Annotated in this window: 7 protein-coding genes; all 7 read right to left on the minus strand. The window is 41.3% G+C overall.

Annotated features, from left to right (window positions below; genetic code table 11):
- Positions 1–8 precede the first annotated feature (8 nt).
- The gene (locus OCV60_RS13115) at positions 9–7,901 is read right to left on the minus strand and encodes a DEAD/DEAH box helicase family protein (protein ID WP_082418078.1); all 7,893 of its coding nucleotides are present in this window, start codon (positions 7,899–7,901) and stop codon (positions 9–11) included.
- A 9-nt stretch (positions 7,902–7,910) separates the two neighbouring features.
- Positions 7,911–10,013: a type IA DNA topoisomerase gene (locus OCV60_RS12105; RefSeq protein WP_055146330.1), complete on the minus strand. Its 2,103-nt coding sequence runs from the start codon at positions 10,011–10,013 to the stop codon at positions 7,911–7,913.
- A 68-nt stretch (positions 10,014–10,081) separates the two neighbouring features.
- Positions 10,082–11,464 carry a CD1107 family mobile element protein gene (locus OCV60_RS12110; RefSeq protein WP_262530253.1) on the minus strand — a complete coding sequence of 461 codons (1,383 nt, stop codon included), beginning with the start codon at positions 11,462–11,464 and terminating at the stop codon, positions 10,082–10,084.
- A 30-nt stretch (positions 11,465–11,494) separates the two neighbouring features.
- Positions 11,495–11,794, minus strand: coding sequence for a hypothetical protein (locus tag OCV60_RS12115; RefSeq protein WP_055146325.1), 300 nt, complete (start codon positions 11,792–11,794; stop codon positions 11,495–11,497).
- Positions 11,795–11,807: 13 nt separating this feature from the next.
- Positions 11,808–13,856 (minus strand): CHAP domain-containing protein, encoded by a 2,049-nt coding sequence (locus OCV60_RS12120; protein ID WP_055146322.1) that lies wholly within the window; start codon positions 13,854–13,856, stop codon positions 11,808–11,810.
- 18 nt (positions 13,857–13,874) lie between these two features.
- On the minus strand, positions 13,875–16,352 hold the full coding sequence (locus OCV60_RS12125) for a VirB4-like conjugal transfer ATPase, CD1110 family (protein ID WP_262530254.1): 2,478 nt from the start codon (positions 16,350–16,352) through the stop codon (positions 13,875–13,877).
- On the minus strand, positions 16,333–16,740 hold the full coding sequence (locus tag OCV60_RS12130; protein WP_055146316.1) for a PrgI family protein: 408 nt from the start codon (positions 16,738–16,740) through the stop codon (positions 16,333–16,335). Before OCV60_RS12130 ends, OCV60_RS12125 begins: the two co-directional genes overlap by 20 nt.
- Positions 16,741–16,782: the final 42 nt, after the last annotated feature.

The raw sequence follows: 16,782 nt of genomic DNA on the forward strand, positions 1-16,782 counted from the left end.
CCTTTCAATTACAGTTCTTCGCCTTTTTCTCTTGTCTTTGTATGTCCTATTATTCCTGAACGATTAGCTACTTGTTGATGTTTGTCTGATATTCTATCGAAGATAGATTTTTCACCTTTTTCATGCTTACACCCGCCCTCTTCACACAGCCTCTTCTCAGCCTTTTCCTTTTCAGAGCTGCCTCTTGCCATGCCATCGTGCACGGGTGCTTCTGGTGTTGATATGGTATCTCCCTCTCTGTCTCTCGGCACTTCCCCATATCCATCTCCTTCGATATCCTCCACCTCTTCGGAACCTAAATCCTCCTCTTTCTCGGAATCACCTTTTTCATCCATGTTGAGAAGTGCATTTAACTCATTTAAGCGGTCAAGTTTCTCCGCAAGCTCCTGTTCCTTCTCAAACGGCTTCTTTACTTCTTCCCTGGCACTTTCAAGCTGTTCCTTGACTGCAGAAAGCTGATCTTCTACCTTGGCGAGTTTTGTTTCCATACCGGATAAGGCATTTGCAATTCTTGTCATATTACCGACTGCATCTGCTCCAACATCTATGTGGTGACTGATTGCTCCTTTGATATTTAGGTCAAAGGTTTTCTGGAATGGTTCAAAGGTCACAGCAAGCGAAAATCCCATATAGTCTCCGACCTTAACCGGAGTGGATATGGAATGAACATTCCTGCACATCTCGATCAGGGCGGTTCCTGCTTCCTTACGGTCTGTAAACACACGCTTTCCTATCCGTATCTCAAAAGGTTCTTTCTCTTTGCCATCCTCTGCGACTGCCGCCACACTTCTTGCCGCAAGCTCTGCTTTTTCGGTTTTGAGTGTCTTTATATCCGCCTTATATCCGGCTATCTTCTCGGAAAGAGCCGCTATCTGTTTCGGGTATGTCTGCGTGATGTTGTCCTCCAGTCTGTACCTCTGGCTTGTGTGGTTGGCTTTAAGCAGCTTTAACTTCGATACTTGGATATCTAAGTCCATCTTCTCTTTTATGTACGGATTTCCTGTACAGAGAGCCTTAACCTCGGCATAGGTAAGTGCCGCTTCATCCACGTCCTCACAGCTCCTGACCGGTGACTTGCTTGTCATGATCTGTCCAATGAACTTCTGCTTATTTTCAATTACCTGCCACGAATAACTGTCGAATGTACCTTCCGTTACATAACGGAATATCTTAACCGGCTTTCCAAGTTCCTTGTACATATTTCCCTGCCTTATGATACGTCCCTCCTGCTGCTCAATATCCGATGGTCTCCATGGCACATCCAGATGGTGAAGTGCAATCAACCTGTCCTGCACGTTTGTACCGGCTCCCATCTTTGCTGTTGAACCAAGCAAAAAGCGGACATCGCCGCTTCTAACTTTGGCAAATAAGTCCGCTTTCTTTGTTTCCGTATTGGCATCATGTATGAATGCTATCTCGTTTTCCGGAACACCCTTCTGCATGAGTTTCTGTTTGATATCATCATAGACATTGAAGTTTCCGTCATTCTTCGGTGTGGAAAGGTCACAGAAGATAAGCTGTGCCCCCTTTGTCTCTTTTTCCTCTTCGTATATGGCAAATGCTTTCTCCACACATACACTTGTTTTTGAATTTTCATCATCCGGCAGCATAGGATTTATTAGTCTCTGGTCAAGTGCCAGTTTCCTTCCGTCATTCGTGATCTTCAGCATGTTATCAACGGTTGAATCCACACCTCCGTTTCGCACCATCTCTGCACGATCGGCAAGAGAAGCAACCACATCTTTCTGAAACTCTGATGGTTTTAACACAACATTCTCATATACCGCTTCCGGCACATCGAGCTTTAACATATCTGGTGTCTTGATATCAGCACTCTCCTTGAACAGACTGATAAGCTCCGGCAGATTAAAGAACTTTGCAAATCTCGTCTTGGCCCGGTATCCTGTTCCCTCCGGTGCAAGCTCGATCGCAGTCTGTGTCTCGCCAAACGATGAAGCCCATGCGTCAAACTGTGTCAGTCCCATCCGCTCCAAGGTGCCGTACTGAAGGTATCTCATATTCGTGTAAAGCTCCGTCATGGAGTTGGATATCGGTGTACCTGTCGCAAATGTCACGCCCTTGCCGCCTGTTAATTCATCCATATATCTGCACTTGGCAAACATGTCCGACGATTTCTGTGCATCCGTCTGTGCAATACCGGCTACATTACGCATTTTTGTATAAAGAAATAAGTTCTTATAGTTATGGCTCTCATCTACGAATAGCCGGTCTACACCTAACTGCTCAAACGTCACTACACTGTCTTTCTTCGATGAATCCATCAGCTTCTCCAGTTTCACTGTCAGATTCTTCTTTGATTTCTCCATCTCCTTGATCGTATAACGTTCTCCACGCTCTGCCTTTGCCTGGGCAATGGCTTCCGTGATGGAATCAATCTGTTCCTGGATAGTTGCCGCCTGCCGTTCCTTTGACAGTGGAATCTTCTCGAACTGTGTATGACCGATGATGACTGCATCATAGTCACCCGTTGCAATTCTGGAACAGAACTTCTTTCTGTTTGCCGGCTCAAAGTCTTTCTTGCTTGCAACAAGGATATTGGCTCCCGGATATAACTGTAAGAAATCAGATCCCCACTGCTCGGTCAGATGGTTCGGCACGACGAAAAGACTTTTTCTGCATAGTCCAAGCCTCTTGCTCTCCATGGCTGCCGCCGCCATCTCCCAGGTCTTTCCTGCACCTACACAATGTGCAAGGAGCGTATTATCGCCATATAACTGATGTGCTACTGCATTTTTCTGGTGCGGTCTGAGTGTAACCTCCGGTGACATTCCGGGGAATGTCAGGTGTGCTCCTTCATACTCTCTTGGTCTGATCGAATTAAACAGCTTATTGTATGTCTCAACAAGATCTGCACGACGCTCCGGTGCAGCAAATATCCAGTCTTTGAACGCTTCCCTTATGGCTTCCTGTTTCTGACTTGCAAGTGTCGTTTCCTGTTTATTTAATACACGCTTTTCCCTACCATCTTCAAGCACGGTATCATACACCCGGCTGTCCTTTAAGTTTAAGGAATCCTCAAGAATCTTGTATGCATTTGCCCGCATGGTTCCATATGTCGAATTAGCAATCGGATTAGCTCTGTCTGCATTTTTACCCTTTACGTTCCACACACCTGTCACTGCCGAATACTGCACTCCAACAGTCGCACCACCTAATCCATAGCTTCTTGTCAGATATTCTGGTGTCTTGAATGTTTCCCGCATGAACTGATCTATATACTCCGGCTTTATCCATGTAGCTCCAATACGGACTTCTATCTCTGAAGCTTCAAGATCTTTCGGCATAACCGCTACAAGTGCCTTTACATTTACCTCATATTCCGGACTTTTCTCTGCCGCCATCTTTGCCACAGACAGTTTTTCTCTCACATTGCCTGACAGATACTCATCTGCAGTCTGCCATTCCTCACTTAAAGGCTCTTTGAATATAACTCCCACAAGGTCATCCGTTATCTCCGTGTCACTCTTTCCTGTAAGTTCCATCATATACGGGATATCTACCTTTGCTTTTTCCGAAAGGGAAACCGCAAGTGCTTCGCTTGCTGTATCAACGCTTGTGACTACCTCTGCACGCTTTATGGTGCGCTTCGTGAACATATCTGCTTTTTCTTTGAAATTGCCATCAGAATCAAATTTCTCCAATGAGCATAGCAGACTGTAGCTTGCGTCCTGGCTAAATACACTCTTGTTCGTTCTGGAATTGATACGACCGAATTTCTTCTCAAAATCATCATAGCAGGCATTCAATTCCTTCATCTTTGCTTCAATGTCATCATCCCAGGCTTCGTCCATCTGCATGTCGATAAGTGTTCTCGTCACATCTCTGATCGCAACAAGTCCCTTTATGCGCTCCGCTTTACTTTCCGGAAGCTCCACTGGTTTCATAACTGAATTTTCTCTGTAGTAGACCTCGTTATCAACAACTGTATAGGAGAAGTTCTTCACATTCGGATCTGCAGGTAGCACTCTGTCCTCATCTGCCACATCAAACTCATCAAGCTCTCTTGTCACTGCCCCTATCTCACCTTTGATATTTGCAAGTGCTTCATTAAGCTGTTCCTTAAATGGTCTGTCCGTGTCTGCTATACATGCACTTTCCATGCCATGCGGACCGGATACCATCTCCATATGTCCGACTATCTGTTCCGGATGTTCCGCAAAATAACTGTTTATGCGGATACCTTTTTCATCTTCCGAAGTATGCACCCAGTCCGGCATCTCCTTGACCATCCTGTCACGCTTTTGAAGGAATATGATATCTGATGTAACTTCTGTACCGGCATTTGCCTTAAATGCAGTGTTTGGAAGTCTGACCGCACCTAAAAGCTCTGCACGTTCTGCCAGATACTTTCTGACATTCTCATTTAACTTATCCATGGTTCCCTTGGATGTAACAAAAGCCACTACACCGCCTGGACGAACTTTATCGAGTGTCTTTGCAAAGAAGTAATCATGTATCAGGAAGTTGTGTTTATCATAATCTCTGTCTGCCACCTTATACTGACCAAACGGAACATTGCCGACTACCACATCAAAGAAATCCCCTGGAAACTTTGTCTCTTCAAATCCCTTTATCTGTATATCTGCCTTTGGATATAACTGCTTTGCAATCCGCCCGGTAAGGCTGTCAAGCTCCACTCCATAAAGTCTGCTCTTTGCCATACCTTCCGGCAATCTTCCAAAGAAATTTCCGACACCCATTGCCGGCTCTAATACATTTCCCTTTTCAAATCCCATACGAGATAATGTGTCATAAATCCCGTCTATGATAGCAGGACTCGTATAATGGGCATTAAGTGTGGATTCTCTTGCAGAAGCATATTCCTCTGGTGTAAGAAGATTCTTTAACTCCTGATACTCTGCACTCCATCCCGTCTTATTCTCGTCGAAAGCGTCAGCAAGTCCGCCCCATCCGACATAACCGGACAGTATATTCTGCTCCTCCGGTGTGGCAGCACGTTTCTCATCTTCAAGTGAATGCAGCGTTTTTATCGCCTGCATATTTCGAGTAAACTTCTCTTTTGGCGATCCGTTTCCAAGTGCTTCATCCTCGATATGGAAGTTCTCTTCCGGGAACTTCTGGACAGTTTGTCCTAAAGTGTCCGGTTTGATATCATCCCATGCAACCGTATTAAGTGGTGCCTGCACAAGCTCCTCATTGTCACGAACTTTCTCTATATCTTCATCCGAAAGATATACCAGATCGTTAAATGAAAGATATTGCAGTTCCGTCTCATAAATATCATCCAGGGATTCGTACTGTTTCTTGTCGATCAGAAGGTCATCCACATACGTGCTTATAGAAAATTCCTTTAGGTTAAGTGTCACCTGTACCGGATGTTCTACGTTCGTTTCTTCATCAAGGAAATCCGTATAGGCAAGTGATATGTTTGTAAGATCATCAAAATCATCGTCTACACTTCCATATTCATTTTCCAGAAACTCACTGACGATTTCTATCGCATCCTCCATCGTCTTTTCAGACGTCTCATATAGTTCTGCCTGTGCCTTGGCAAGCTGTATCTTCTCATACTCTTCCTGCTCCTTTGGAGTAAGGTACTTTCCCTCGGTAATAAGTTCACCGATTCTCTTTTCTACCACTTTCCATGTAAGGACGACTTTGGCATAAGGATTCATAAGGCTTCCTTTTGTGATGGAAAGTCCTCTGGCATCGTGATCCTGATTGCTCCGGTCACTGCCGACGATGGCGTGGGAGCTTCCTCCCGTTCCATATTCACATTTCAGAAAGTCAGCAGCTTCCTTATGGTCGTGTCCTTCAAGGAAATACTGATGTATCCGGAACTTTCCACCGGCAAACCCGCTTCCTCCGGTAATTACAGAATCTATTTCATCCTGTGTGATAAAACTTTCTTTCAGTGTTTCCGTATCAAATCTCTGTGGCAGTTCTTTCCTCTTATCACAATAACCAAATACTCTGTCAGACAGTTCCTGAGGTTTTGGATTCAGTCTCCACCGGAAACTCTTCTCTCCACGTTCCACTGCCGCTATCTCGTTATCAACCGCCGTCTTTATCTTCTGTGCTTCTTCCGGATTATTAAGTCGTTCAAATAAAATCTCTGTTGTTTTCTGATAATCAAGTCCATCAATCCCATCTACAACAGACATATCACCAACACTGTCACGGAAGAAAAAATACAGGTTATCGGCTACTCCACGCCGCACGGTTTCATCTGCAAGATAGGCTCTGTTTTCATCAAGGAATGTCCCCTGTTCCACCATTCCTGCAATGATCTGCTCACAATCAGCCCAGCTTTTCTTCATGAAAAAGTCATCACTTGCACTTCGTCCATATCCAAGCTTCATGCCATCCCGGTCAAACCATGCAGATATCTCATGTCCGGCAATCTCAAAGCCTTTTCCGCACGTTCCGTATTCTCCAGCAAGGAACTCAGCCATATAAGATGAAGTCCTGTTTTCTCTGTACTTCTCGTAGATACGCTCTCTGCTGTTACTGTTTCCACCACCTGTACGCAGGATATCCTCTATGTCACTTTCCTTTAACGAAAAAGCAGCCGGAGCGATACTTTTCATACCTGCCTCGGCTGCTGCTATAGTTCCCATCTGTTCATCCAGATAAAAGAAAATAGAAAACTGCTTATATTCAACTTCTACTACAGACTGTAGACTATCTCCGACAGAACGATCTCGTCCGCTCTGTTCGCTATCGAGTTCATCTGGCGAACCCACTCCATCTGATCTCTGCTCTTTAGCTCCTCTGTCACTTCCTCGCTCTCCATCATCTGATTTTTCAGTCTCTCGAATCTCTCCTCTGCCTGTTTCTGTACCATCAGACAATGCTCCGTCAGTGTCCCAGACAGGAGTTTCCCGGTGTAAATCCCCTTGTGATGTTCCTTCAGAAATGTCTCCCGGAGCATTCCGTACTTCGTCAGGCTCTCCTCCGGCTCCTCGTTCGCTTCGATGTTTGGAATCAGATAATCCCCTTCCTTGCTGTATGTCAGTTCCATAATCTGTACCTCCTTCTTCATCGTATCTATCCAGCGTTTCACTTTCACGCTTTAAAGTATTATATTGTCCTTTATTGCCATTGGCAAGTGTTTTTTCATCTTTTTCTACAGTACCGGATTCCCGCTCCACTCTACGGGCATTTTCCCGGTCAATATCCTCAACTACCTGACATATTTCACGAAGCACCGGCTCACACATACTGCTTGTCGCCTCTCCAAGAACACTTAGACTATCAAGTGTAGAAAACTCACGGATATAGGAAAAATCCAATTCATCCTTATATGTATCCGTATCAAGACCGCACCTTGCCATGAGCGTATAGGCAATACTGGAAGCCATCGTCTCTTTCAGTCTAAGCGAAAGATTGTATTCATCAAGTCCGTAAAGCAAGCTATCGTCCTGCACATTCACTAGTTCCTGCATCACATCCGGAGTATAGTCCTCTGCGATATGCTCCGCTATCTGTATCATCCGGCTCTCAATCAGACGTTTTTCATCTGTCTTACCATATATATCCTCAAGTCGCTTCATGACTGCTTCATGGTGCTGCTCCTTCATCTCCCAAAGATGTGGGAAAATACCGATACGCTTCGACTTGTGGACATCTGATATATCAAACACATAACGGAGCTTCTTTTTTCTTGTATCGTCAAGCAGTGCTATACCTTTTGCTCCCTGATTAACCCAGCAGTGCATCCGGGTATTCCACACCTCAATGGAAGCTACCGCTGTCGCATCCGGTCGCTGTGCATGAATAAGAAGCTGATCCTTGAATCCGTACCGATAAAGTCTTGCCGCAGTTTCCAAATATTCCGTCCAGGTATCCGCATTTTGCGTAATACGTTCGGCTACGCTACTTGCCATATCTGCAACTTTATAATATTTATCTGCCATCTGTACCTCCTACTTTTTCTTTGGAAAGTCCATATCGTATTCATACTGAAAACCATTTTTCTCATTCCCTTTGGAATCTGTATAAGAATATGGTGCGATTCCTGTTGGTGTTAGATAAGCATCGTATACAGAACCTTTTTTACTCTTTATTCCTTTCACAAGTATTTTTTTACCGGCAAGCAAATTTTTTACCTGAGCGTCGCTTAGAGTTACTCCTAAAGCCCTACCAAAGCCCATTCCACACTTGCCTACACAATACGCCCCATATTTACCCTTAACTACATTCTTCCCGCATTTTGGGCATTCTCCGAAAACTTCCTGATCTTTCTTAAACAGACTCTTATCTTCTTCACTTACACTACTGTATGTGGCTACCAGATTACCAACCATCTGGGTAATTTCCTCCATAAAAGATTCTTCCGCAACTTCACCTTTTGATACCTGTGCAAGTTCATTTTCCCAGTCCGCAGTTAATTTTGGGGATTTAACCACATCAGGTAGAATAGTAATCAGTTTTATACCATCATCTGTTGGTATCATCTGCTTTTTTTCTCGCTTCACAAATCCATCTTTAACAAGTTTCTCTATAATATCTGCTCTAGTTGCCGGAGTCCCCAGACCTTTGCGTTCAACATCATCTGACATATCCTCACTTCCAGCTTTATCCATTGCAGCCAATAAGCTATCCTCGGTATAATGCTTTGGGGGCTGTGTATAATGCTCAGAGACTCTTGTATCTTCAACTAGAATATTCATACCTTCTGTAAGATCTGGCAGTTTATTTACATCATCTGTCTCCGTTTTTTCCTCAGTTGTCTTATATTTCTTTTTGAAAATATCATCAAAATCTTTCCATCCGTTCGAGATCACTTCCTTACCAGATACCTTAAATATATTTCCCTTGCAGTTAAACTCCGCCTTTGTTGAGTTATAAATATGTCTTGATGCTGTAGCGCACAATAGCCTGTTAGCACATAACGATAATACTTTTATTTCACCAACAGGAACCTCTTTTAAATCCTGTTTTACAATCTCAACCGTTGGAATAATGGCATGGTGGTCTGTAACTTTTTTGCTATTTAAGACTTGATCAACAGCCGGATTAAACATAATGTCCTGATCAAATAGTGTCGAATTGAAAATAGCCTCTATTACATTCTTTGCAGTCTCCTCCATATCATCCGAAAGATATTGGCTATCCGTTCTCGGATATGTAACCAACTTTCTCTCATACAGATTCTGAGTATATTCAAGAGTCTGCTTAGCAGTAAATCCAAACAATCTATTCGCATCTCTCTGCAGCGTAGTAAGATCATATAGTCTCGGTGGAGATATCTTTTTCTCTTCCTTTACCACACTTGTAACAGTTGCCTGTTCATTTTTACATTCTTTCGCAACACTATCCGCCTGGCTTTTATCACCAATATGTTCAGATACCGCATCTATCCCATTTCCAAGAATATGTGCTATATAATAAGTCTCTTTCTTGAAATCATTAATCTTCATTTCTCGATCCACCAACATAGCAAGTGTAGGTGTCTGAACCCTTCCAACCTTCAAGAGCTTATTGTACAGTACGGTGAAAAGTCTTGTACCATTAATACCTACGAGCCAGTCTGCCTTCTGTCTTGCGAGAGCTGATTCATATAAGTGATCAAATTCTCTTCCTGGCTTAAGATTATTAAACCCGTCTCTAATTGAAGACTCTTCCATCGAAGAAATCCATAAACGTTCAAAAGGTTTCTGACAACCAACCTTGTTATAAACTAACCTAAAAATAAGCTCTCCTTCTCGCCCCGCATCCGTTGCACAAACCAAAGATTCAACATCGTCTCTCATCATCAGCTCACTTAACACCTTATACTGTTTTATTGTGTCGTTTTTCACTTCATACGAAAATGAATCTGGAATAATTGGCAACGAATCATATGTCCATTTTTCATACTGTTCACCATAACTAGCGGGTTCCGACAACTCAATCAAATGTCCAACACACCAAGAAACTATATAGCCATTTCCACTTCTATAACCATCGCCTGTCGTATCATTAGCGCCAATCACTTCAGCTATACTATTTGCAACACTTGGTTTCTCTGCTATTACCAATTTCATAGTTTTACCTCCTAAAAAAGTGGCAGTCTATCAACTGCCACCTATTGTATCTTATTGCATATTATTTATTACTCGTCCTGATCCGGATCATCATCTGTTTCCTCTAAGTCATCTTCATCGCTAAGCCCATACATCTCGTCGTCATTTGCTTCTGGCTTTCCCTTTTTCCCAGACAGCGCCTTATATCCGACAATCACTATAGCCATTACTCCAAATATAATCACATACAACCAAATGCCCAAACCTTTGCTTTCTTTCTTTTTGTCTGCATCAGCATTAGCATCCTCAGTACTCTCTTCGGTTGTCGATTCATCCATATCTGGTGTTACTGTATCTTTATCTATATTATTTCCCTGGGCTACAGAATTCTGTGGCAATGTCTGCTCACCACTATTAACAAAATTCAGCAGGTTATCATTAGATACCGAAGTAAGGAAATAAACTGTACCATTTCCGTGAGTAACATCTACACCATCATCGTCTGTATACGAAGCTGACATATCAATTACCAGAAAATACTGCTGTCCATCCCTTGTTACTATTGTATAAAACTGCTTTTTATTAACAGTCTTAGATATATCTTTTCCAGCTTCATCTGTTACTGATGTAACTGCTCCTGTTGATGGATTTGTAACAGTTGCACTACCATTATCCGGCAGGGAATCTGCAGGATCCTCCGTGTTTTCCTCACTGCTTCCTTCTTCCGTGGTTTTATCCTTATAGTAGGGATTATTTACTGTATATACCGTGCTTGAATTTCCGGCATTATCAATAGCATAAATATAAAAGTATTGATATGTAGAATCAAATTTCTGCAGTCTGACGGACACAACACCATTTTCATCTGGATCAAAACTATATTCATTGATATATATTTTTTTTACTCCACTTTCTGTATCGTATGTGAGAACTGTCAACAGACCCTCACTCACTGCTGCATTTAATGTTGGTGGCACTGTATCAAAGCATTTAATAAATCGATTCTTCTCGTATTCTTGCCCATTCATATCAGTCACTTTAACATATACTGTACAGTTCTCCGTAATCTCTATGGCTTTATCATCGGTAATATCTACCCAGCTACCTGTTGATCCAATCTTTGCCTCAATAGTATTAATTTTGAACTTACTATCTCCATAGATTTTTTCAACCTTAACATTAACCATTGCTGAATCGTTATACCAACCAGCCTTTGCAAGAGCAATTGATATTTTAACCTTATACTTGTTATCATTTGATACCACCACTTCAGATGTAGTCTCTGAAGAGTTTGGATCCTTTGTAGATGGAGTTGTCTGTGTAGACTCAGTTGTTGCTCCTGTAGTCGCTTCTGTCGTCGTCTCTGTTGTAACTTCGGATCCAGAATCATCCTGTGCATAAACGGTGTAACCTTTAAAACCTCCTAAAAGTATTCCCACCAATGCGAAAGAAAAAATTAATTTTTTTAACATCTCATTCATCCTCTTATTCATCTCCTGTTTCTAAAAAGTTGTAGCAGGAGAATTATCATCCCCTGCTACTTCAACATGCTGCGCATAGACAGTTATAAGAGTGTCTATAGCACTCTCTGGATTTCCCTCTAATCCTACCTCCTTGAGTTTTGTTTTAAAAAGGAAATATTCCGTTCTATCTATCTTATCATTTAATTCCTGCAGCTTTGCATTCTCCTTGTTAAGCCTACTTCGTACCTTTTCATATTCAACAGTAAGCTTATTCACCTTATCCTGTTGTCTATCTCTTTCTATCTTCTGCTTTGCAATTTTATCTTCGTATCTTTCCACGTTCTTGCTCCTTTTACTTATACTTAGGTCTGATAAACGATGTGATTGGGAATCCACCTGTTGTATATCTAGTCTTTAACGCTACACATCCACCATTACTTTGTGATCCACTCACGCCGTCACTTGAAGTATTACCTCCAATAGTTGTAAATGTGCCATCTCCATTATTAGACACAACAACCTCTATATGTTCATTGTTTCCAAATAGAACAATATCTCCATACTTAGCCTCAGTGCTTGTAATGAATAAACCATTATTCTGTGCCCATGTATAAACTGCTCCACATCCAGCTACTTTGCCCCCATCGTAAAAAGCATCTCCATTGCCACTCTTATTAAAGCACCACCAGACAAACACGCAACACCATGGATAAGAGTCTCCACTTACTTCCTGTCCATAATAGTCTGTGTTATAAATAACGTTATTAGATCCTATTGGATTTTCTGTAATACCTATCTGATTTTGCGCTGTCTGCATAACTCCTGCAGCTCCATTTGCGACAACTATTGCTCCTCCTCCAACTGATGAACCACTTTTATACTTTTCAAGCCATTCTTCACCATATTCTTTATGACCATAGCTTGTCCAACCACTTTTCTTTGCCTGTTCATTTGAATACTCAGTTGAAAGTTCCAGTGTCCATTTTGTGGCATTTTTGCCCTTCATAAATCCAAGCCAGCCACCACCATAATTGTATGCCTGGGCAACAATTTGTAGATTATCATAATCATCAGCTCCATCCACACCCCATGTTTTCATATGGGAATAAAACACACGTATACCAATGTCTATTGATTTTTGCTCAGTTGTCCAGTCAGATGGCATGGTACTGTCATCCCACAATCCACTTTCCTTACATTGCATGAGATCTCCACCACAACTTGATGAAATACCTCCTGATTCCTGTTGAATAGTCGCAAGAATAGCATTTACATAATCATTAAGATCTATATTGCTTGATGCATCGTTATTAGCTTTACATCGTTCTGTAACCCATTCTTTCCAATCCATAACCGCACTCGGAAAACCTGTGCCTATTATAGGTTGTGATGCAGAGTTATTTGAATCGCCACCAAATGACATAAGCAATATCGGACCAGCAGCTCCAATCAGTGATATAACCAATGCGACTGCAGCAGTTGATACAATTGCTATCCTACCTAGAGGTGATGAAGCAAGCGCCTTAACAGACTCCCACAAGAATCCTGCCCCTTGCTTAATTTTGTCATACACATTTAAGCCTGTCGTATATGTAACAGTTGCCGTGCTTTTTGCTTTTTTTGCATTTTGATACTCTTTAATGGCATTTTTCATATACTTCTTTTTGACAGCTTTTTTCTGCAGATAACGATCATACATATTGCTATTTTTCCAAAGATCACTTTCTTTTGCCCTGTCAAGAGCAGTTTGGTAATTTATCTTTATAGCATTTTTGGCAATCTTATCTTCCTGTTTTATAAGCCTGGTTATATCTTTTTCCCGTCTTTGCTGACGCCAATACTTTGCCGTACTTGATACCGAATAGACTGTTGATGCCGCATCCGAAACCTTATTTGCTGCATCTGTCCAGGCATTTTGAATTCCCAGACCTTTTTCATCATTTGCCATATCATCTGTCATATGAAGTGTTCTTTTACCAAATGATGCTGCTTGTGAAATAGCTGAATATTTTGCTCCTTCATGCAGTTTACTCTCAGTACCCACTTCCACTCTAAGATCAGTCTTTAAACCTCCCTTTACAGAAGTTTTGATATTGTACTGTTGCCGGAGTTTTTTTTGTAACTTCTTTCTATGATCATGCAACTTTGTATCAGAAACACCCTCACTATGAAGTAATATTCTATTTGCTGCATCTTGATTAGTTTCTGGGACTTTTCTTCTCCTGTTTACCAGTTTATCTCTGACTTCCCTACTCGCTTCAAGCGTTGTGTGCGTGGTTTTATTTGAAAGTTTCTGTGCACTCTCCGTATTTTCACTAGATAGTTTATTACCACCATCTTCTACGTTTTTCAGAGTGTCACCTGCCATATCTGCCATCTTGCCCTTCAGATCATATCCCATCCGGCGACCTCCTTAATTCTAACCTGCCTGCTCTGAAGCAGCTTCTGTCTCTGTCTTAGTCTCTGCCGGCTTTGTCGTAAGAAGTGTATACATAAGAGTGTCCTTAGGGAACCTATCAACAAAAGGCTGAACAATATCTCCAAAAAAAATGAGTCCTTCCCCTTGTCCAACATTCATCACGTATTTGATCTGATGCTGTGATATGTCAAGCTTCTGTGCAAGAATATCTCTATCGTCTGCACCCTGGTTGAGCATATACACAAAATCCGAGTTATCAAATATATTTTCGATTTCCTTTGAAGCAAGGAAATCCTTGACATTCTGTGTAATTCCTGTCGGTATTCCTCCCCACTTTCTAAATCGCTTCCAGATCTCCATCGAATAAGCTGCTGTCAGCTCATCCTTTAAAAGCAGATGAAACTCATCTATATAGAACCTTGTGAACTTATGCATTTCTCTGTTTACAGTTACTCTATTCCAAACTGCATCCTGAACTACAAGCATTCCAAGTTTTTTCAGTGTTTTTCCAAGTGATTTAATATCAAAGCAGATAATACGATTATCCAAATCAACATTTGTGTGATGATTGAACAAATTGTTACTTCCTTCCACATAAAGATACATACACTGTGCTATATGCTGCGAAACCAGATCCTCTTTGTGTGATAAAAGCTCATTGTAAAGATCCTGAAGTATAGGCATATTTTCCGGCACTGGATTTTCAAAATATTTTGTATAAATCCTCGACACCGCAAAGTCAATTGCCGATTTTTCCTCAGGCTTCAATCCAGTCTTACCACCCACTACCAGCTCCATAAATGACAATATAAAATCCGCTTTGAGGGATACTGGATCATCATCATCTGAATAATTAAGGTTAATATCCAGAGGATTAATATAATGCTTTGATGACTGTCCAATTTTTATAACCTGTCCTCCCAGATAATTCACAAGTGGATAATACTCAGCCTCTGGGTCACAGATTAAAATATCATCCGTGGTCACAAGAAACGTGTTAAGTATTTCTCGCTTTGTTGCAAATGATTTACCCGATCCTGGTGTACCAAGTATCAATCCATTCGGATTTTTAAGCAGCTTTCTATCAGCCATGATCATCCCATTGGACAGGGAATTAAGTCCCATATAAAGGCTCTCTTTGGAATCCATAAAAAACTCCTGTGTTGTAAATGGAACAAACACAGCGGTTGAAGATGTAGTTAAATACCTCTTTTGCTTTATAAAATTCTTACCAAGGGGGAGTGATGATATAAGTCCCTGTTCCTGCTGGTGGTCCAGCTTACGCAGGGCGCAATTTGCTGACTGAATGTTATTTGAAAGTGTAAATCTGAAGTCTTTCATCTTCTGAAGATTTTCATTAAATGAGGTGATGAGGAAAGTCACCTTAAAAAGTCTCTCATTTCTCGACTGCATTTCTTTAAGCAGTCCATGAGCCTCCTCTGAATACGTTTCTATATCTGGCGGAATGATGTCCATGTCATATCCGCTTCGTATAGCTTTCTTCTGTTCCTCAATCTTCATCTTATTGATATCGGACAGCTTACCTTTAATATATTTCATAGCTTCTGTCTGATTAAGTGTATCAATATGCATTGTGACGCTTAATGCATCTTCCATATTAAGAATGTCTGCAAGCATTTCATCGGAAATCTCTGGTGCAGATATTACAAGAAAATTTGTCGTTGCAAACATATCTCCGATTTTATAGTAATCCTTCGCTCTAAAGTCAAACGATGTTGGTGTAATAAAATTCTTTGGTGTAAGTCCACTTTCAACCACATCCTTAAACGACTTCATCGCAAATTTTTCCAAAGAATCCTGATTAAGGTAGTCATGCATGATACGAAGTCTCTCCAAACCATTCACTGGCACACACTTACATCCAAGCAGCTTAAACTTATTGATTACATCCGATTCGATCTTTGCCAATCTTGATACCGCCTGTTTCCTGTCACGAGCTTCAATACCGAAAACCAAGTATTTTGATTTCACAATTCCATTATTTCCTTTTTCAAGCTGATTCCTTAGATATGTCGCATATTCACGTCTTACTACATTGAATTCATCGTCCTGATCTGGAATAGATATAACTTTCTTATACTCCTCCATGTCCACTCTCTGATTAATAAAACAAAATTGAAAGTGTATTGTCTCATCAAAGTAATTCAAAAACTGGCAATACTCAGCAAATATATGTTGCTTTTCATCATTCTGTGCAAGCTGATAATTTATGTCATAAAACTGCACCATCTTAGAATAAAAATTATCACCTATACGGCACAATCCATCTGGATATATCTGATCAAATGGTATCGTATCAATCGTATTTTCCGGCACACGACGCTTATCAAATTTCTCGACAATAATACGTGCAAGATTCGTAAGAGGATCCTTTTTCTTTGCGCCATGATACGCCGTCTGATATGTAGGAATTCTTCCATTTTCCCTTCTAGGCTCGTTACTTTTTTTGTCTGCCATGTGGACTTTTCACCCCTTTCCTTTTTGCACGTTTTTGTGCCATCATTTTTATTTCCTTTTTTCGCCGTTCATCGTAATACTCATAAATATTTTCAGCCTCTTCCACTCTTATCTGGGGATAAGCAAAGGTATGTCTGATAAAGTTAAGCATATAGACTTCAAGTGGCAATCCATCTTTTTCTACAATTCCAAACAAAAAGAATGGCGCCATAATTGCTATAAGAACATAGAAAGCTGCCGTCGTCCCTATAGCGGCCCTAGCTATAAAATATCCAGGGAATCCTACAACAATGCCAAGTCCGAAACATATGCACTGTCTTTTTGTAAAATGACCAATAAATTTGGTCTTGATATTTGTAAGATCCTTGGGAACATCTACGTAAGCCATGTTTTTCCTCCTTTATTTTTCCTTCTGGACATTATGTCCAAA

It is taken from the genome of Coprococcus ammoniilyticus (genome assembly GCF_025567345.1).
Taxonomy (GTDB): Bacteria; Bacillota; Clostridia; order Lachnospirales; family Lachnospiraceae; genus Coprococcus; species Coprococcus ammoniilyticus.

What these genes read in the sequence shown, in the direction of transcription:
- OCV60_RS13115 (WP_082418078.1), bottom strand. Translation starts at nt 7,901, where the DNA reads ATGGCAGATAAATATTATAAAGTTGCAGATATGGCAAGTAGCGTAGCC.
- OCV60_RS12105 (WP_055146330.1), bottom strand. Translation starts at nt 10,013, where the DNA reads ATGAAATTGGTAATAGCAGAGAAACCAAGTGTTGCAAATAGTATAGCT.
- OCV60_RS12110 (WP_262530253.1), bottom strand. Translation starts at nt 11,464, where the DNA reads ATGTTAAAAAAATTAATTTTTTCTTTCGCATTGGTGGGAATACTTTTA.
- OCV60_RS12120 (WP_055146322.1), bottom strand. Translation starts at nt 13,856, where the DNA reads ATGGGATATGATCTGAAGGGCAAGATGGCAGATATGGCAGGTGACACT.
- OCV60_RS12125 (WP_262530254.1), bottom strand. Translation starts at nt 16,352, where the DNA reads ATGGCAGACAAAAAAAGTAACGAGCCTAGAAGGGAAAATGGAAGAATT.
- OCV60_RS12130 (WP_055146316.1), bottom strand. Translation starts at nt 16,740, where the DNA reads ATGGCTTACGTAGATGTTCCCAAGGATCTTACAAATATCAAGACCAAA.